This window comes from Vampirovibrionales bacterium, from assembly GCA_016712355.1.
GTDB lineage: Bacteria > Cyanobacteriota > Vampirovibrionia > Vampirovibrionales > Vampirovibrionaceae > JADJRF01.
The window spans coordinates 1-18,259 of record JADJRF010000001.1 but is presented as its reverse complement, the minus strand read 5'-3'; the positions used below and the strand labels follow the sequence as shown (position 1 = coordinate 18,259).

Here is an 18,259-nt window from a genome sequence, read left to right as displayed (position 1 = left end):
CGAGCATACTTCCTCCTACCGGCGCCCGTGCCGGCCACTGCGTTTGACGACCGGCTGATCCGCCACCGCGCCGGCCAGGTGCTCCAGGCTCAAACGCGTGATAGTGAAACTGCCTCCGCCCTGGTTTTGTTCAAGCACGCGCAAAGCCGCACGCGCCGCCGCTTCGACGCTGCCGAAAAGCCGGCTCACGTCGAGCAAATCCACATCGAAGCCCATGATTGCCTTGACCGGCGTTACCACGCCGTCCTTGACCGTCACCTCGGCAACGGTCGTGCCAATCCGAGAAATTGCGTAGTGCGTCACCCCTACACCTCCCTTTCTTTCAATTGCCGACTTCTTCAATCGTGGTGCAGGCGGGAACGTGCGTGCAATTTCCCTGAGACCCTACCCGCCTGCACCCCTCTACCGTCTTTCCTGTGCGTCACCTCCTTTTTGGCGAAAAATTACACAATCATAATACCGTACAGTGTAAATAATGTCAATACGCATTATTCATTCACTCAAGAATATCTGATGGCAAAAAGAAGCGGACAAGATCAACATCTTGTCCGCCAGGGGTCAATCCGATGTTTGCCTACTCGGTCGCGGCGACATCGATCAGCGCCGCACGCTCCAGTTGCAGCGCCAACGCCATGACGGAATCGAGGCCGGCTGGCGTCGCAATCGCCTTGATAATCTCTGGCGCTTTGCGTCCGTTCAACGGCTCGACTGCGCCGGCGAGCCGTTGCGCCAGTACAGCGTCGCCGCGTTCGATGTCCGTGCGGATGATCCGCGCCAGCCGGGTCTTGCTGGCCGTTTCCAGGTGGGCGCGGGTGCGGAAGTTCTTGCCGCGTGACGGGCCACGGCGCCGGCCTTCGATCCAGGTCGCCAGCCCTTCCTCATCAAACATGACGATACGTTTCCCACCCACCATCTGCGCCGCGCTCAGGGGCACGCGGCCATTTCGGTAAGTGGCCGTCTTGATCGAGTTCTTCGATACGCCGGCATGTTCGGCAGCATCGCGCACGCCGTAACCGAGCTTGGGACGGCTGCGCCACGTGCGCGGCACCCACCGCCAATCGGACGGCGGCTGCACATCGGCGCCGTGATAGAAAAACAGTGCACCGTCCTCGCCAGCGTCGATCAATCCGCACGCACTGGCGATGCCGGCTTCCGCAACCGGCGCGTAGTGGTAGAGGCTATCGAGCAGCGGACGCACGAGGTAGAGCGTCTCGGCGCCACGCTTCTCGAAGATCGCCGGCACGACAACCAGCCCCTCACGCACCTTCATCGTATAGCCCTGGTCTTCCAGGCACTGGGCGGCTTTTCGCCACCGCTTGTCGAACAGTAAAACCATTGCGTCTGACCCCTGAATCTTCATGGATATATCACTTTCATACAGGATAGTATACAGTGTAGGAAATGTCAATCGCCCGCATCGAACAACGCCGGCTGGCAATCCGGCACGCCTGGCAATTCTATCGAAACAACAGGCGGATTGCACGATGCTTCTCTTGCTTCTACAAAGCGAACTCTCTCACGCACCATCTGCGTGACGCGCATCTCAATCGGCAGCCAATCCACGTAGGGCATACTGAAATGCCAATTGAACCACGCATCCCAATTGTCGCTATCAAGTGACGGCGAAGATGAGCAAGTTAAGTGCAATCCTGTCTCGCTGACAATCCAAAACTGGTCATCGTCCTCGCTTTCCTCCCACTCGTCAATGCTTTCCACGATCAGTTTAGCGCCGCAGATCGGGCATACAGCGATCCGCTCTGGAATGTCGATTTCAGACCCGATTGGTACTATCTGCACGGCGCACCTTCCTCGATCAACTTCGGAAACTCGCGCAGCACTTCCGCCGGCACTGGCAACCCCATCGCCAGCGCCCGGCACACTTCGGCGCGGCGCACATTGCGCAGAAAGAATGTCGCATCGGCGTTGCTCATCGATCCCGCCGCCGTCTTGGACGCGCGCAGTCCCGGCCCCGCAACGTAGAGCCGATTCGACATGCTCATCTGCGTGCCGCGCCTGTGGCGACTGGCGTACCAAAACGAGTACACCCGATCTTCCACAACAATCCGCGCCGGTAGGTCGTAGTCGCCAATCGAGTACGGCCGGCGCGCAGGATCACGCGCATCTCCCTGCCCCTCGGCAAATGCCCGAAACTCGCTGCGTGTCATCCCCCAAACTGGTTTTGCGTCCAATGCTTGACTATCCTCCGCTTACAGATTATTCTAGTAGTGTATAAATCGTCAGAAATTATGCCCGACAGAATAAAATTCTACTATACAGTACATGAATTGTCAATAAGGCTAGAGTAATGGCTAGACTCAAGAAATCCACCAAAACGAAAGACGAACCGCACATCGAGATCGAGGAAAGCCCCAATCTATGGGAGAAACAGCCCTGGGACACGGCGATAAGCTACGAGGCGTTTGTCTATGCGTACCTGGATCAACCGCCGCCGCGCCGGGTTGCAGCAGCGTATGTGCGTTGGCAGGAAAAGTGCGGACGCAAGGTTGTCCGACTCGCGTACAATCGCATCAGCGTACCGATCCACTTTTACGACTGGGTGCATGGGCGCGACACACAAGGTCAAAAGCCTGTCGGTTCGGTCTTTGAGCACTCGAAGACTTGGGCCGAACGCGCCGCCGCATTCGATGAAGATGTGTACCGCAAGCGCCTGGCCGCCATCCGCACCAAACAGGCGGCGCTGCGCGACAAGGAGTACGAGGCCGGCGACACGCTGTTAGACCGGGCACTCGGCATGATGGCGATGCGCCCCAATCCCACCGAGTTTGACGAGGCTGATGTCAACAAGCACATTGATATGGCGTTCAAGCTCATGCGCCGTGCCTTGCAGATGCCCACCGATAGTAAGGAAGTCATGGTCAAGCAGTGGCGCGAAGCCTTGACCGACGCCGGCCTTGACCCCGACACGGTGTTCGAGGAGACCGTGAATGCTCTTGTCGAGCAACTCGAAGCATCCGATCCTGAGTGATGACCGCATTGTCAGCGCCCTGCTGCGCGATGCGATGGCTGAAGCGCGCAAGCGCGCCCGCAAAGGAACGCGCGCCAAGCAAGATCGTTCCAAGTTCTACCGCTACCAGTCCGATCCCGCCGCGTTCGGGCGCGAAGTGCTAGGCGACACCTTCACCGATGATGTGATCACGGTGATGAACTCCGTCTACAGCAACCCTGTCACGGTCGCGCAATCCGCCAATGCCACCGGCAAGAGTCTGCCGGTCGATACGCCTGTCCTCACGCCCACTGGCTATCGCCCCATCGGTAATCTGGCTGTAGGCGATCTGGTCATTGGGCGCAATGGCCGCCCCACGCGCGTGACCGGCGTCTTCCCGCAAGGGTTGCAACCGACCTACACGCTCTACTTCAGCGATGGCGCCTGGGTTGATTGCAGCGAAGATCATCTATGGCAGATCGAGCAGTACGACGGCAGCGATCAAATCCTCACGACCGCCCAGATTATCGACCAACTCGACCAGCGCCTGCACATTCCCATTTGCGATCCTGTCGAGTTTCCCGCCGCGTCCCTGCCCGCCCCCCACGCAATGGGCGTCTGGTTCGCCGCTCACTCCACCGACACGCTGCCGCACGCGGCGTTGTTCAGCAGCATCGACCAGCGCCGCACCATCCTGGCCGGCATCCTCGACGCCTACGGCTACATCGATGACGAAGGTAACTGTGTGTACGCTGAACCGGACGCCGCCAAGCAGCGCCAGTTGCGCACCCTGGTCAACACCCTCGGCGGCGTCATGCTTCCCTTGCCAGATAATCCGCCGAAAGATCACCGCATTGCAGGCGCGGCGTCGCACTTTGCGATTCGTGTGCCGTTTTGCCCGTTCACCGTGCCACACAAGATCGCTCAGTGGCGACCGCAGCGCATCGAGCGGATTGTCGAGTCTGCTATCTATGTCGGCGCGATAGATAGCGTCTGCATCCGCGTCGAGGCGGAAGATCGTCTGTTTCTGACGCAGGATTGCATCGTCACGCACAACACGCACAGCGCCGCCCGCATTGCGGTGTGGTTCTACAAGTGCTTTCCCGGCGCGCAGGTCTACACGACCGCCGCGCCGCCTGAAGACAATCTGCGCCGGCTGCTGTGGGGCGAGATTTCCAATGTAGTCGGCAAGCACCCGACGTTATTCAACGATGATCGACGCTCTTTGATGCATCTGGAGCGTTCCCCAGTCGAGTTTCTGACCGGCGTCACGATTCCGCTCAACACGCAGCCCAACGAACGCGAAGCGCGCTTCTCTGGCAAACACGCGCCCTATTTGCTCTTTATCGTGGACGAGGGCGACGCGGTGCCTTCGGAAATCTATCGCGCCATCGAGGGGTGTATGTCGGGTGGGTTTGCGCGCATGTTGATCATGCTCAATCCACGCCAGAAGACCGGCCCGGTCTGGCAGATGACGCGCGACCGCCGCGCCAATGTGATCCAATTGAGTGCGCTTAGCCATCCGAACGTGATCACCGGTAAAGAGTTGATGCCCGGCGCCGTCAATCGCGATACGACCGTGCGCCGCATCCAGGAGATGTCGCGCCCGCTTTCGCCCAACGAGCAGCCCGACAGCCAGTGCTTTCAGGTGCCCGATTTTCTTGCCGGCCACGTGACGGTCGGCAAGGATGGCCGCCCCTATCTACCTCTGGATGCCGGCTGGCGCAAGGTGACGGAGAACTCGCTGTGGTACATGACCTTTGGCGAGTACCCGCCGCAAGGCGACAATCAGTTGATTGCCGACGATTGGATCGACGCGGCGATCACGCGCTGGCACGCCTACGTTGCCCGCTTCGGTGAAGGCCCGCCGCTTGGCATCAATCCGATCATCGGGCTGGACGTGGCTGATTTCGGCGTTGACTCGAATGTGTTGACGCCGCGCTGGGGCGGTTTCGTGGGGCGCTCGTACACGTGGGGCGGCGTCGATCTGGGCGTGACTGCCGATAGGACGGTGGATATTCTCATGTCGCTGCCGCGCTCGCAGAACGAGCGCGTCTCCGTGGCGCGCATCTGTGTGGACGCAAACGGTCTGGGCGCGGGTGCGCCGCCGCTGATCAATCGCCGGCTGCGCCACAAGGTGCGCGTGATCGGTGTGCGCGTGACCGAGAAACCAGACCAGAAAGCGAAGCAAGGTCAAGAGGAACTAGGGGAGTTCGTCGCGCTGCGCGACCAGTTGTGGTGGTCGGTGCGTGAGTGGCTGCGCACCGATAAGGGCGCAATGCTGCCTCCCGATGACGAACTACGTGAGGAACTTCTGGCGCCAACCTATGGGCGCGACCGCAAGGGCAATATCCTGGTGATGAGTAAAGACGACATGAAGGCGCAATTGCGGCGCTCGCCCGACAAGGCCGAGTCGCTGGCTCTCACTTTCACGCCGGCCAATCGCCGCTTCAAGCTCGACTTCCTGTAACGACGAAGACCATGCGCCGGCGCGCCGCTTTGACCATCAGTGCAAACCACGTCCACATCAGCAACGCGGCCGTCGCCTCTGTGACGCGGATCAGGATGGCGATGTCGCCGCGCGTGATCGGGCCGGCGACGGTCGAGACGGCCAGAAACATAAACCACATCACGGTGGCGCCAAGCCCGACGATCAGCACGGGGCGATGCGTGAAGCGGATACACCCGCCGTCGATAACGTGAATCGACACGATAATCGCCATCAGCCAGGCGATCCACATGACGTGCGCCACAATCGAAACAATTGCCCAGTTCACTGTCTACCTCCAAACACGCTCAGCGCGTAGATGATCACTACGACCACCGACAACGCGACCATGTAGAACATGATCGACCGCATCAGGCGGTTTTTGTCGATGGTAAGCGCCAATGTTTCCTTCTCCATCTTCTCGAACTGCGCAGATAGTTGGTCGATCTGCGCTTGCATCTCGGCAATCTTGTCGATGTAGCGGATGATCAGGTTCGGGGAGACCATGTAGCCGTAGTCGCTATCGCCGGCGTCCGCAACCGCCAGCGCCGCCAGTAAGGACGCGTCGCTGGTGTCTGTGGCGTTGCGGTAGAACGCTGTCGGTTTCGACCATGCCTTGTCGTCTTCCAAATCGACCACCGCAAAGAAAACGAATGCCGCGCCGTGCCGGATGGAGTATGCCGCAAGCCGGCCTGTCGAGCAAGCGTTGAAAAAGAGCACACGCGCGCCGCTCATGCGCGACAGGGTGGCGATTTCATCCGCCGACAGCAACACGTTGTCGCTGAGAAGAATGCCGTCCGGCCCGCCGTGCCCGGCAAAGTGCAGCACGTCGTACCGCTCGCTGGCGCAGAGATCGAACAACATCCGGGTTGTGACCCGCTCGATCAGCAGACGCACGTTGTGCGAGATCGTGATCGAGGAAATCTCAGGTAGCGTCCTGAGATCGTGATTTTCGGGCGCAATCAGTAGGATTTTCATAGTGCCTTCCACCGGACAACCCGGCTTGGGGATGGCTGGTCTTGCCCCTCTGCGCTAAGCTGCAAGACCAGCGTCCGGTTGGTTACTTCTGCTCGATCTCGATACGGTTGACGAGCGAGTTTGCCTCCTTGAGCCAAAAGACGGCGCTTTCGATGAATGCCTTGATGTCGTCTTCGTCCAAGTCGCTGAAGCGCGCTTGGAGTCGCTCTACTACCCACCGATACCGCAAGTCCGCCTGCAACTGCCCACTCTTAGACATCTGCTCGGCAGCCTCGACCAGCTTGACTGCATACTGCTCGACTTCACGCAGGTTCTCTGCGCCGATCTTGGCGGCGAGCCACTGCCGCCCCACCCACGCAGCGTACAATGCGATGGCCGTCAGCACCACGGAGATCATAGCGTACACCACTTCCATATCGACCGTCATCAGACACCTCCCGTGTCAATCCACCTTCAAAAACGGAACCAACATGTACAGATCGGCCGGCGTCAGGGGTTTGCCGCCGATGACTTCCAGATCGTTCGGGCCGATGGCCGGCGCGTCGAAGTCGTGCGTCGTCTCGAACAGCGCCTTGATCTGCGCTTCGATTGCGTCGTTGATCCGCACCGTGCCCTTTTCCTTGTCTAACCACACGATCTCGCCGGCTTCGTCCTTGTCGGCGTTTGCCATGACGATGCTCTCGCGCCGCGTCTGGATGTCCTGGTGTACCGGCGCCACAATGCGGTGAAGGATCGCCAGTTTGACCGGCGTGGCCGGCGGCTTGAACTCGCGCCCCATCAGCTTGTCGAGCGCCGGCATTGCTTCCAAAATCTCCCGATACGTGACCGTTACTTTCACTGACTTGCCTCCTGAAAGATATATTGGGCAGGGAGATAGCTCCCTGCCCGTCTCGAACTACCGATGGTGGTCGAACACATACGTGACCCACGACGGCATACCCGCCGGCGTGATGTCGTGGTTGATCGACCGGCAACTGTTGCACGGCTGCTGCACAAAGCCGGCCAGCCCCTGCCCAATCGCCGTGCGGAGGGTGATGTTGCTGTACTCGATGGGGATACAGTCCATGCCCACTGTCGCCATCGAACAGTTGCCGTTGATGCCGCCAAAACGGTCGAGGAACCGCTGCCCCAGGCGCAGATCGACGCGCCGCTGCCCGCCATACTCTGGGAAGTAGTAGGAGTTCAACGGCAGCACGTATTGGATGCGCGCCGTGAATTGCGAGTGTCGCCACCGGCAGTTGACATCGTTCATGCCGCAAAACTGGGTGAACGATCCATCCTGATTGACGTTACCCACCGGGTCGAACATCACAAACTGGAAGCGGAAATCGCTGGCGCCGTGCGCCCACCATTCCGCCGGCCCCACCGCCGGCCCGCTGCTGCGGAACTGAATCGGCCCCGCCGCCACTTCCTGCGCGCTCAATACCTTGTGGCAGCGCGACTCATCAAAAGGCGCGTCCTGGTCAAGTTGGCGGTACGGAAGGTTGTCGGATGCTACCGGAATCCAGATGTCCGGGAAGCGATCCTGTCGCGCCTGGAAGCAATCTTCATTGGATCGCGGTGCGATCAGATGTCCGTAGTCCAACCAACCGCCAGTACGCACAATGCCGCACGTCTCTGGCCGGCTGGCGTCGTCACAAACGCGCCCCTCGAAGGAGGCCGAGTGCATTCCCACGCCGCCGTCGAGGTTGCCGTGGAAGTGATGCTGAAGTCGAAAATCCGTCACGCACGCGCCGCCGTTACAGGGCTGGTTGCGACGCACTACCCACAAGTACCCCTCGTGCTTGTACTCGTTCTCCAGCAAGCCAGGATACATGCCAGGCGGGTCGCTGGCGCGCTGCGCCGGATAGGTCTGCCACGGGTAAGAGATCGATTGACCTGCGCGCGTGAACCATGCGCCAGGCTCGCCAAAAATGTCGTTGACGGCGTGCGGGTTGTCGCCGTGATGATGATCGAAATGACACGATCCGCCTGGCTGGTCATCGTCGGCATAGTTGAGCAGCGTGTGCCAGCGCGTGGCGTCGTGCTCCGCTTCGGTGCATTCCCGGTCGAATTGCCCGCCGGCTGCATCCGCCGTGATCTGGCTGTAGGTCGCCGGCGCCATGCCAAGCTCGTCGCGCATCGCCGTGCTGATCGTCCAGTTCGGCGCATTTACTGCGCCGGCTGGCGTCGTCGGCGTCGCCGTGGGCGGCGCGACAACTGGCGTATTCGTCGGCGTGGCGGTTGCTGGCGCTGTCGGCGTACTCGTCGGTGTGGCTGTCGCTGCCACCACACAGCGCAGGATCGCCCGGCTCGTATCGCGCGCGCCGCCCGTAGCTGGCCGGCTCACGCGCAGCGTCCCACCGGGGCAGAACGCCGTCACCTGTTCCCCGGCGGCCAGCGTGATCGACTGGCCTTCTAGCACAGCCGCCGCGCCAACCTCACCGTCTACATTCGTAACGCTCACCACATCGTCACCTGTCGTGACGACAGGCAGGTACAGCGGCGCCATCGGCGCGTCAGGCGTCGTCTGTGCCCACACGACGCTGACGCCAGCTAAAGACAAGAGCAACGTCACCGCTACCACCAAAATCGTCTGTCTGCGCATGATCTCCATCTCCTGTGCGATAACACTTGTGGGGACGATTCTGCGCCGTCCCCCACGCCCGCCAAGCCGATCTTGGCGGGCAACTTATTCCTACAGGCATATTTTGACCGACAAAACCGTATGGTCACGGTGTATTATATGCCTATAAGAATACAAAATCAACCAGTTTGCGCTGTGTACCGCTTCATCAGCACCTGCATCGGCGTCGCCTCAATCGACGCAATCGGCGTCTGCAACCACGTCTGAAGCTCCGTGAAGACGACGCCCCACCGATACCAATCTTGCGGTGAGTGGCCGGCCAACAGTTCGTTGTTGGTGATCGCCGCCTGCACCATGTCGGGGATACCGTTCAGGTTCCATGTCTGCTGCATCCCGCCGAGCAGCGCCAGCGTGCCGCGCAGTTCTTTGAGAATCTGAAGCACCGTCATCGCTACTTCCGTCTCGACAGGCACTTCCGAAAGTTGATCGGCGTAGAGCGCCGGATCGTAGGTTGGCATATTATCCTCCTGTAAAATAGGTGAACTCCAGTGAAACCCAGTCGTTCAGACTGAAATTTTCCTGTGGCGAAATAAGTCCGTTTGTGTTGATGATGACGCGTCCAATTGTTCTTGTGCCGGCCACTGTACACAAACACCCAATCAGTCGAGCATACGCAGGTCGATATTCCGTTGGCAATGCAGTATTGACTGCTACGTTCGCTGCAATAGCGGCATTAGCACGGATGCGCCCTTTGACGCTGACCATGTTGCCGAACCGCTTAATGCCTAGCGTAGCAGCAGTTCCACCGTAGTTTACCCAGTTATTGACAGGCGTCAGTTCGCTCCAGTCGTAGCCAACGCTGCTGGTCGATAACAGCGAGCCGGTAAATGTAGCGCCGGTCAACAGCGCGAACTGCGCTGCCTGGTAGCCGTCGAGCACGTCGGCATTCAGCCCCGTTCCCGGCCCGTCGTTGCCGGCGTGCCAGACGGGATTACCGTTGATTGTCACGTTATCCGCCGTCATCGCTATGGAGCGTTGTGGCGATGCTTGGCGCATGACGAACAGGCTAATAGACGCCGTAAGTGTTGTGTCGTAAACCTGCTTGGCTTGAATTAAGACTTGGGTGTACCGGGCACCTCCGTAACCAGAAGCGCCAACGGTCAAAGTTGTATCGTTATCATACGTATAAAGCATCGTGCCATCAGGCTTTAGGTTGGCGCCTAACGTAGCTTGGATTGTCGCTTTCTGTACGCTTGCTGTTGCTGGCGTAAAACGTGTGTGCAACGTAGCGATATTGAAATAGTCGCCCCATAGCGTATCGTAAGCGTTAAAGTAAACACCTCTTTGCGTGCTAAAATCATCCGCAGCATACACGGTAATACCTTGAGTCGGACTTAACGCTATACCGCCCCCATACATCTGATTACTCTGGATCGAAAATCCACCGATGCTACCGGATGTCGCCGTGATCGTCCCCGACAGTGTGGCATTGGTCGCCGTCAGATTGCCGCTGGCGTCCAGTTGTGCATTGGCCGCCTGCCAGGTGATCGTCGTGCCATCGAATTGAAAATACCGGTTGCTGCCATTGCCGATGTAGGCGCGCGGGTTGCCGCTGTTGTACTGCAACTGGATGCCGTCCGCACCAAAGGTGTTGCTGTTGATCGACAGATAGCTCGTCAGCGCCAATCGGTCGCCAGTGAGCGTGCTCGCGGCAATCTGCGCTGCCGTAATCGAACCAGTCGTGATCTTCCCACCGCTGATCGTGGTCGTGTTGGCGTTGACATCCGCCGCCGCGCCGCCCGCCGTGATCTTCGTCGTCGGGTCGTAGCCGCTGCTAAACGTCACGTTGCCGTCGATGCTGATCCGGCTGCCAGAGATGCGAATGCCCTCCGCCGTCGCGTTGATGCTGGCAACGACGTTATTGGTCTGCACTGGCGTGAAGTTCAAGAGGCTGGTCGTGATCGTGCCTGCCGCAATCTGCGTTGCCGTGATCGATCCCGTCGTGATTCTGCCGCCGCTGATCGTCGTCGTGTTGGCATTAACATCCGCCGCCGCCCCGCCCGCCGTGATCTTCGTCGTCGGGTCGTATCCGCTGCTGAAGGTCACGTTTCCATCTATGCTGATCCGACTGCCAGCGATGCGAATGCCCTCCGCCGTCGCGTTGATGCTGGCAACGACGTTATTGGTCTGCACTGGCGTGAAGCTCAGTTGACTGAGCGTCACCGTGCCGGTCGTGATGTTGCCGCCATTGATCGAGGTCAACCCCGATCCATTGCCGGCGATCACCAGCGATCCATCGTAGTAGCGCAGATGCTGCGACGCGTCCCCGATGAAAATCCCCCACTTGGTCGAGGTGACGCCCGGCATTCCATTCAGATCGCCCAGGCGAATGTACTCACTCTGCGCGCTGTACGTCGCGCCCTGCACGATCATGCTCAGGCGCGGCGAGGTGTAGGCGTTCATTTCGAGGCGCCCGTTGCCGCTTTGCCCAAGCACCGCAGCCGGCGTGCCATCCGCCCAGGCCGGGTCGGTCACGTGTGCGCCGGCAACATCGCGCGTCACGTTGTAGGTCGTGCCGCTTACCAGGCCGCCTACCGTCATATACTCGACCTTGATCGTTCCCGCCGCGTCGTGCGACCGGATCACGAGGAAATCGCCCGGCGTCATGCTCTGGCCGAAGTCGATCTGGGTCTGGCTGGCGCCTACGGCTGGCAGGTTGACGGCATTTTTCGTCACCATCAGCCCGCCGCCAAACAGTTGCACGGTTTGTTTGGCAAAGACTACCGCGTTGATCTGGCTCACGAATTGCTGCCGCCACCAAAGCGTTTCGCTGCCGAGGTCGTAGCTGTCGGTGTACTGGGGCAGCACGTGCCGCGCCGTGATCGTGCTGGCGAACGTGTGCGCACCTGTCCACACGTAGTCTTCCGCCACATCGACGCTCACCGCCGGCGTGCCTGCTAACGTGTAGGATGGCGCCAGCGCAAGGAGCACCGCTGCGTTCGCCGCTGCACTTGCCAGCGTTGCCGTGCGTGCGCTTGTGTCCCCTGCGCTGGAGAGCAGCAGACTTGCCAGATAGACCGACGCCGCGCCCGTGCCCGTGTCCACAAGCTCGGTCATGCCGGAAGGCGGCGTGGCGCGCACGTTGCCGGCCACGCCGCCGCCAAAGAGCAGCATGTCGGTCGCAATCGTCGTGGTCAGCGCCGGCGCGGTCATAGAGGTGCTCGACGCATTCGCCTGGCCGTCGTGGTCATCCAACGAGACCACCGTGTCCACATTGTCAAATGCCGCAATCGCCACCGCAATCGTGTCGATGGTGTCCAGTGACCATGTGGAGTTTGCCGGTTCCGACGCGCCGGCAATGCGCAGATAGGCCGCCGTCGTGACGCCCGTCCCCACCACCGACCGGATCGGCGTCCATCCAACCGGCGCCGTCAACCCGCCGCCGCTGTAGGCAACGATGGCAATCAGAGCGTCGTCCTGTGCTACGCCGGTTGGCGTATCGACCGTCACCGTTGCGTAGGTGGCTTCGGAGGGTGTCGGCGCCAGCGCCAGGAGGATCGCCGCATTCGCCGCCGCACTCGCCAGCGTCGCCGTGCGCGTGCCCGTGCTGCCTGCCGCGCTTAGGGTCTGACTCGCCACGTAGACTGACGCCGCACCCGTGCCCGTGTCCACAAGTTCCGTCATGCCGCCCGGCACGGTCGCGCGCACGTTGCCCGCCGCACCGCCCACAAAGAGCAGCACCGTGTCGGTTTCGGTCGTGGTAATCGCCGGCGCCGTCATGGAGGTGCTCGACGCGTTGGCTTGGCCGTCATGCGCGTCGATAGGCGCCGCCGTATCGACGTTGGTATAGGCCGCAATCGCCACGGCAATCGTGTCGGCGCTGTCGAGCGACCATGTGTAGTTGGCTGGCTCCGAACTTGCCACACGGCGATAGGTCGCCAGCGTCACGCCGCTTCCCGTTACCGTGCGCACTGCCGTCCAACCCGCCGGCGTCGAGAGCGTACCGCCGCTGTGTGCCACGGTCGCAATCAGCACGTCATTGTCGATCACGCCGGTTGGCGCGTTGACCGTGATCGTGGCGTTGACCGCCGCCGTGTAGACGGGGCGCAAGCTCACCAGCCCTGCTGCGTTTGCCGCTGCACTCGCCAGTGTCGCCGTGCGCGTGCCCGTAGCGTCGCCGCTTGCCAGCAACTGATCCGCCATGTAGACGCTCACGCCGGTCGTGCCCGTGTCGGCGTCTTCGGTCATGCTGCCCGGCGCCGTGGCGCGGATGTCGCCCGCCGCGCCGCCGACAAAAACCAGCATATCGACCGACGAGGCCGGCGTCACGCCCGGCGCCGTCATGGAGGCACTCGACGCGTTCGCCTGGCTGTTGGAATCGGCAATCGGGTTGCTGCCATTGACGCCGCTGTACGCCGAAATCGCCACCGCCAGCCCATCCGCTGTGCTCAATCCCCACGTGTAAGAGGATGCTTCTGACGCTCCCGCCGTGCGGCGATAGACTGCCGTCGTCACGCCCGTTCCCACCTGGCTCAGCACCTGCGTCCAGCCGCTGGCCGCCGTAAGCGTACCGCCTGCATATACCACCGTCGCCAACATGACATCATTCTCGACCACGCCGGTGGGCCGGTTCACCGTCACTTCGGTGTCGCCGCCTGCCGTTCCGGTGGGTCGCAAGCTCACCAGGAAGCCGGCGTTACGCGCCGACGCGCTGAGGGTCGCCGTGCGCGTGCCCGTTGCTCCGCTGGCTGTCAGTAGTTGCTGCGCGGCGTAGCTCTTGATCCAGGTAGTGCCGCTGGTCGTGTCGGCAAGCTCCGTCATGCCGCTTGGCGGCGTCGCTGTGCGGCTGCCGGCATTGTCATCGCCCACCGCGCCCAGGAAAATCAGCATATCCGCTGTCGTCGCGGCGTCCACGCCTGGCGCCGTCATGCTGGCCGAGGTCTGCGTCTGTGCGCCGCTGGCTGAAATTGGATCGGTCGTATCGACGTTGCTGTAGGCGACGATGGTACAGGCGATGTCGTTGGTTGCGCTCAGTCCCCACGCGTAGGAAGACGGCTCGCTGGCGCCTGCCACACGGTAGTATGCCCGCGCGTATACTGTGCCGTCCGGGTGCGACCAGCTTTGCGTCGTGCCGATCTGCGTCCATCCGCTTGGCGGCGTGAGGGTGTTTGCCCACCAGGTTACGACGGCGACAAGCACGTCGTTCTCGACAACGCCTGTCGGTCGCGTTACGCTCAGGCTGTTGGTGTAGCTGTTGGCCGATGTGGCCGTTCCGCGCTGCGCAATCGTGTTGTAGCCGCCGGCGCTTCCCGTGCCTGCCGCGGTCGTTGTCGCACCGCGCTGCGCTATTGTGCTCCAGGCCGCCGCGGTGCCGGCGTTGCTGCCCGATGTCGCTGTGCCGCGTTGGGCGATGCTGCCGCCCGTGCCGCTGCCGGTGTTGCTGGCATACGTCGCCGCACCGCGCTGCGCAATCGTGTCGTACACGCGCGTCGCGCCCGTGACGACAATCCCCGGCCCGGCGTTGATCTGGTACTGCCCGCCCGACCACAGCAACCCTGCGCCGGCAAATGCGCCGAGCGATGTCCAAGCCGGTGTATAGGGCGATGCACCTGTCACCAGCGCCTGGTACTGCGCCGTGCCAAGCATGTCGATGCCATCGACCTGATCGGCATTCAATCCCGTGACCAGCCGTCCCTGGGCGTTGGCGCCAAGCGTAAAGGGAGCGCCAGCCGTTGCCGGATTGAAAGTGTGCTGCGCCGAGATCGCGCGCGCAATCGAGATATGCACGTACTGCGTGTGCGGATCACCTGTCGTGAGGCCGCTCAATTCGCTGTGATCCAGCACGCCGAACGCCGCCGTCGTCGCGCCGCCGGCGCGCAGCACTTGGCCGGCCGTCAAGCCACTCACCGTGTGGTCGGCGCCGAGTCCGCTTGCCGTCGCCAGTACGTGCGACTGATTGTGGTGATCATTCGCCGTTATGCCGCCCAGGTCGCTGTGCTGCAACTGTGCGAAGACCGCCGCCGTCGCGCCGCTGGCGCGCAGCACTTGGCCGGCCGTCAAGCCACTCACCGTGTGGTCGGCGCCGAGTCCGCTTGCCGTCGCCAGCACGTGTGACTGAGCATGATGCTGATCCGCCGTTATGCCGCCCAGATCGCTATGCTGCAACTGCGCAAAGACCGCCGCCGTCGCACCCGATGCGCGCAGTACCTGACCGGCGGTCAGACCGCTCACCGTGTGGTCGGCGCCGAGTCCGCTTGCCGTCGCCAGTACGTGCGACTGATTGTGGTGATCATTCGCCGTTATGCCGCCCAGGTCGCTGTGCTGAAGCTGTGCGAATACCGCCGCGGTCGCTCCGCTGGCGCGCAGCACCTGGCCGGCGGTCAGCCCGCTGACCGTGTGATCGGCGCCAAGCCCGCTTGTCGTCGCCAGCACGTGCGACTGTGCATGGTGAGCGTTGGCATTGGCGGCGTGCGCTGCGATGTCCACCCCATCCACTGTACCGCCAAGAGCAATGTTGCCCTCTACGTTCAGGTGCATCGTGCCGGTGCCTGGATTAGTCACGTAGAGCGTGCGAGCGTCGGGGGAATTCGACCGGATGTACATGTCGGTCAAGTCATACTGCCAGATTTGCCCGGTCAGTTGCGTGCCGCCTGCGATCGTGCCGGCGATCAACTCGTTCACATAGAGACGCCGCCACACGAGCGACGTTGATCCCAGATCGTATGTATCCGAAGCGTTGGGCAGAACATCGGTGCTGCTATACAGAAAATCGCCGTTTAGCGTAGTGGTTGCGACTCCTGTCGTCGGATTTCGCACCAAATACAAGCCCGGCAACCCGACGACAGTCGAGATGTTGCTGAACCACAATTCCGCGCCGCTTGTGCCTCCCGATCCCTCGATCCACAGACGCGGCCCCGTCGCGCTGCCGGGGTTCACATCGATCTGGAACGCCGGGAGATCGCTCTGTCCGATTCCACCCCAAATGCGCGCGATTGGCGTTTCGCTGACTTCAATCGCGCTGGCGTCATTCCACCACGCGATGGCGCTGATATTATTCGTCGGATTCGGATTGCCGCTGCCAACATCGTATGCGTCGAGTCCAATGCCAAGCGCAGACAAAATCACTGCGCCTGTGCCGGCGGATAAATTACCATTTGTGCCCAGGACGATCTGATCTACGCCGTCGTACTGCCCGACGATTTCAGTATCGTCTACCACCCACCCGCGCAGCGTGCTGTCTTTTGTAGAATACGCTGATCCCGCCACGACCAGCGTGCCGGTGAATGTGAGCAGCCCGATGTCCCGCTCCCACTTGAGATATTGCGGCGCCGGCTGCCCCTCGACTACCGCCTCGCGCCCGATCACCACATCGCCGGAACTGGCCGTGAACGAAAATCCCGTGCCCAAAACTCCCGACAGGTCTGATCCGAGTCGCATGTCGCCGGCGTCGATCTCGACTACCATATTGGCGCCGCTGTACTGCGTAAACGCAGCGTTGCGCAGGAAGATGCCCTGGTCGCTCAACTCGGCGGTTTGCCCGTTGCCGGCTGCGAAGATACCGTAGTCGCCGACGGGCGATCCGTACTCCGTGCCCAGTCCACTCAGGTTGCCAATCTGCACGTCGGTGCTCACGTTGGCTGGCGTGTAAGGATTCGCGCCGGCCCACCGCGCAAAGCGGATGTAGGGCGCGCCGCTGCGGTCGATAGTAGACAGTTGGATCATGCCCTGCCCACTCTGGCCGAAGTCCACGCCAAGCGAGCCGACCGGAAATTCGATCTCGGTTGCCGTGGGCGGCGTCGCGTCGGGATCAGTCCAAGAGCCGGTTGATCCCTGTCGCAGCGTGAATGTCCACGACTGCTGATTCTCGCGCCCTACCACGCCATCCAGCGCGTTGTAGCCGCTGACTTGCCCCCACACGCGCACATTAGAGAAGCCGCCGTCGATGTCGATCTGCTGGAACATCAGCCAGTCATTGGCGGTGAACAGCGCACCCTCCACGGCTGGCGAGTCCTCGAAATAGATCGTCACCGTGCCGCCGATGGCCGCCGGCATCGTGAAGGCTTCCGCCACAATGCCGAAACTCTTGCCCCAAAGCTCCTCGCCGCGATCTACCCTGGTTTCGTCTGCCACGAACACGCGTACGCGCAATTCATCCGCCTGAATCGCACCGATGGTCAATGCGTACCAACCATCGATGCCGGCCACTTCGTTGACCTGCCAGCCTGTGATCGCCGGGATCGTGTTGGCGAAATTCTCATTGCGCAGCGTCGTGCCGTCGAGGAAATCGACGCGCCCGCCAGTCGGTTCAATTCGCAGAACATTCGGCGCTTTGATGGTGCCGACGTTGACGGTAGTCGCCGTCAACTCACGCAGCGTCAGATCGCCTTCCGCCGTCGTTTTCAGCAGTTGACCCGGCGCCGTCGCGCCGTTGCTGTAGGCTGCTACGGCGTGCGTATGTCCTGTGCCAACCACTTCGCTGCTACTGGTAGCCGAAACGCCTGTAGGCGTGCCTAGCGCCAACCCCGTGTCGATGATCAAGCCTGGATTGGCGGCGCGCAGTGTTAGGCTGATCACCTGACCTGTCGCCACCGAGATCGGCGCCGTGCCTGTGACTGGGTTGTGGTGCGCGGCGGGGTTGCCGGCGTGTACGTCCAGATCGACGCCATCAATGGTCACGCCGGTGAGCGTGCTCAGGTTGCCGGCCAGCGGGCGCGTGCCATCCGTTTTGAGGAATTGCGGCGCCTGTGTGTCTGCCAGCGTGCCGTAGTGGTAGGTGCTGTCGAGCGCGTGGACGGAGATCGAGCCGCCAACGACAACGCTGGTTCCGCCCGATCCTACGCTCTTTTGGAGATCAATCTTGCGCACCACATCGCGTTTAGGCATCGATGGCCTCCAGGTCTAGCTCGAATGCGTAGACAACGTTGCGCACGATGTATGCCATCCCCGGCAACAGCCAATCAATCGTGTCCAGGTCGAAATACATCGTCTTGCCTTCCTCACCGTCCAACGTGGTCGAGAAGTCTTTATCTTCGACAGGATCGGCGTGCAGTAAGGTCAGTGCTGTTGGATCGTCGTCATCTTCTACCATGTAGATCAGCCAACGATGAGCACGTCGATGCGTCACAGATCGCGTGTCGTCAGACCCTGCGTACTCACCGCCCCCCGAACACGTTACGCCGGCCACGCCAGGGTGCGCAGTGGAAAAGTGCGTCAGGTTGGCGGCGACGATATTCAGTCCCGCTACCAGATTCGTGTCGGCTTGTCCGTGTGCCCATGCGGGCGG

At 61.4% G+C, this 18,259-nt stretch carries 15 protein-coding genes; 3 read left to right on the top strand and 12 right to left on the bottom strand.

The window, feature by feature from the left end; genetic code table 11:
• Window positions 1-15: 15 nt before the first annotated feature.
• From IPK79_00075 to IPK79_00060, 4 genes are all read right to left on the bottom strand, one after another.
• A complete protein-coding gene (locus tag IPK79_00075) occupies window positions 16-303 on the bottom strand; it encodes a hypothetical protein (protein ID MBK8188828.1) in 288 nt (95 codons plus the stop codon).
• Window positions 304-574: 271 nt separating this feature from the next.
• Complete coding sequence (locus IPK79_00070; protein MBK8188827.1) at window positions 575-1,336, bottom strand: hypothetical protein; 762 nt, start codon at window positions 1,334-1,336, stop codon at window positions 575-577.
• A gap of 68 nt (window positions 1,337-1,404) precedes the next feature.
• On the bottom strand, window positions 1,405-1,797 hold the full coding sequence (locus IPK79_00065) for a hypothetical protein (GenBank protein ID MBK8188826.1): 393 nt from the start codon (window positions 1,795-1,797) through the stop codon (window positions 1,405-1,407).
• Complete coding sequence (locus tag IPK79_00060) at window positions 1,788-2,189, bottom strand: hypothetical protein (GenBank protein ID MBK8188825.1); 402 nt, start codon at window positions 2,187-2,189, stop codon at window positions 1,788-1,790. Before IPK79_00060 ends, IPK79_00065 begins: the two co-directional genes overlap by 10 nt.
• 116 nt (window positions 2,190-2,305) lie before the next feature.
• Between IPK79_00060 and IPK79_00055 the strand changes: the two genes are divergently transcribed.
• Window positions 2,306-2,986, top strand: a complete 681-nt coding sequence (locus IPK79_00055; GenBank protein ID MBK8188824.1) for a hypothetical protein — start codon at window positions 2,306-2,308, stop codon at window positions 2,984-2,986.
• Window positions 2,952-5,414: a hypothetical protein gene (locus tag IPK79_00050; GenBank protein ID MBK8188823.1), complete on the top strand. Its 2,463-nt coding sequence runs from the start codon at window positions 2,952-2,954 to the stop codon at window positions 5,412-5,414. Before IPK79_00055 ends, IPK79_00050 begins: the two co-directional genes overlap by 35 nt.
• Here IPK79_00050 and IPK79_00045 read toward each other — a convergent pair.
• The 7 genes from IPK79_00045 to IPK79_00015 form a co-directional block, all read right to left on the bottom strand.
• A complete protein-coding gene (locus tag IPK79_00045; GenBank protein ID MBK8188822.1) occupies window positions 5,395-5,721 on the bottom strand; it encodes a hypothetical protein in 327 nt (108 codons plus the stop codon). The genes IPK79_00050 and IPK79_00045 overlap by 20 nt on opposite strands.
• Window positions 5,718-6,410: a CHAT domain-containing protein gene (locus tag IPK79_00040; protein MBK8188821.1), complete on the bottom strand. Its 693-nt coding sequence runs from the start codon at window positions 6,408-6,410 to the stop codon at window positions 5,718-5,720. The genes IPK79_00045 and IPK79_00040 overlap by 4 nt, the downstream gene beginning before the upstream one ends.
• An 82-nt stretch (window positions 6,411-6,492) precedes the next feature.
• A complete protein-coding gene (locus IPK79_00035; GenBank protein MBK8188820.1) occupies window positions 6,493-6,837 on the bottom strand; it encodes a hypothetical protein in 345 nt (114 codons plus the stop codon).
• 15 nt (window positions 6,838-6,852) lie between these two features.
• On the bottom strand, window positions 6,853-7,248 hold the full coding sequence (locus IPK79_00030; GenBank protein MBK8188819.1) for a hypothetical protein: 396 nt from the start codon (window positions 7,246-7,248) through the stop codon (window positions 6,853-6,855).
• Between the two features lie 57 nt (window positions 7,249-7,305).
• Window positions 7,306-8,997 (bottom strand): hypothetical protein, encoded by a 1,692-nt coding sequence (locus IPK79_00025; GenBank protein MBK8188818.1) that lies wholly within the window; start codon window positions 8,995-8,997, stop codon window positions 7,306-7,308.
• Between the two features lie 158 nt (window positions 8,998-9,155).
• Window positions 9,156-9,494, bottom strand: a complete 339-nt coding sequence (locus IPK79_00020; GenBank protein ID MBK8188817.1) for a hypothetical protein — start codon at window positions 9,492-9,494, stop codon at window positions 9,156-9,158.
• Window position 9,495: 1 nt separating this feature from the next.
• Window positions 9,496-16,893 (bottom strand): hypothetical protein, encoded by a 7,398-nt coding sequence (locus tag IPK79_00015; protein MBK8188816.1) that lies wholly within the window; start codon window positions 16,891-16,893, stop codon window positions 9,496-9,498.
• Between IPK79_00015 and IPK79_00010 the strand changes: the two genes are divergently transcribed.
• A complete protein-coding gene (locus IPK79_00010; GenBank protein ID MBK8188815.1) occupies window positions 16,882-17,490 on the top strand; it encodes a hypothetical protein in 609 nt (202 codons plus the stop codon). The two genes, IPK79_00015 and IPK79_00010, sit on opposite strands and share 12 nt — an antisense overlap.
• Window positions 17,491-17,851: 361 nt before the next feature.
• Here the strand turns inward: IPK79_00010 and IPK79_00005 are convergent, their stop codons facing one another.
• Complete coding sequence (locus IPK79_00005; GenBank protein MBK8188814.1) at window positions 17,852-18,100, bottom strand: hypothetical protein; 249 nt, start codon at window positions 18,098-18,100, stop codon at window positions 17,852-17,854.
• Window positions 18,101-18,259 lie beyond the last annotated feature (159 nt).

Coding starts and splice junctions, on each gene's coding strand:
- IPK79_00055 (MBK8188824.1), top strand. CDS start 2,306: ATGGCTAGACTCAAGAAATCCACCAAAACGAAAGACGAACCGCACATC.
- IPK79_00020 (MBK8188817.1), bottom strand. CDS start 9,494: ATGCCAACCTACGATCCGGCGCTCTACGCCGATCAACTTTCGGAAGTG.
- IPK79_00040 (MBK8188821.1), bottom strand. CDS start 6,410: ATGAAAATCCTACTGATTGCGCCCGAAAATCACGATCTCAGGACGCTA.
- IPK79_00070 (MBK8188827.1), bottom strand. CDS start 1,336: ATGGTTTTACTGTTCGACAAGCGGTGGCGAAAAGCCGCCCAGTGCCTG.
- IPK79_00035 (MBK8188820.1), bottom strand. CDS start 6,837: ATGACGGTCGATATGGAAGTGGTGTACGCTATGATCTCCGTGGTGCTG.
- IPK79_00025 (MBK8188818.1), bottom strand. CDS start 8,997: ATGCGCAGACAGACGATTTTGGTGGTAGCGGTGACGTTGCTCTTGTCT.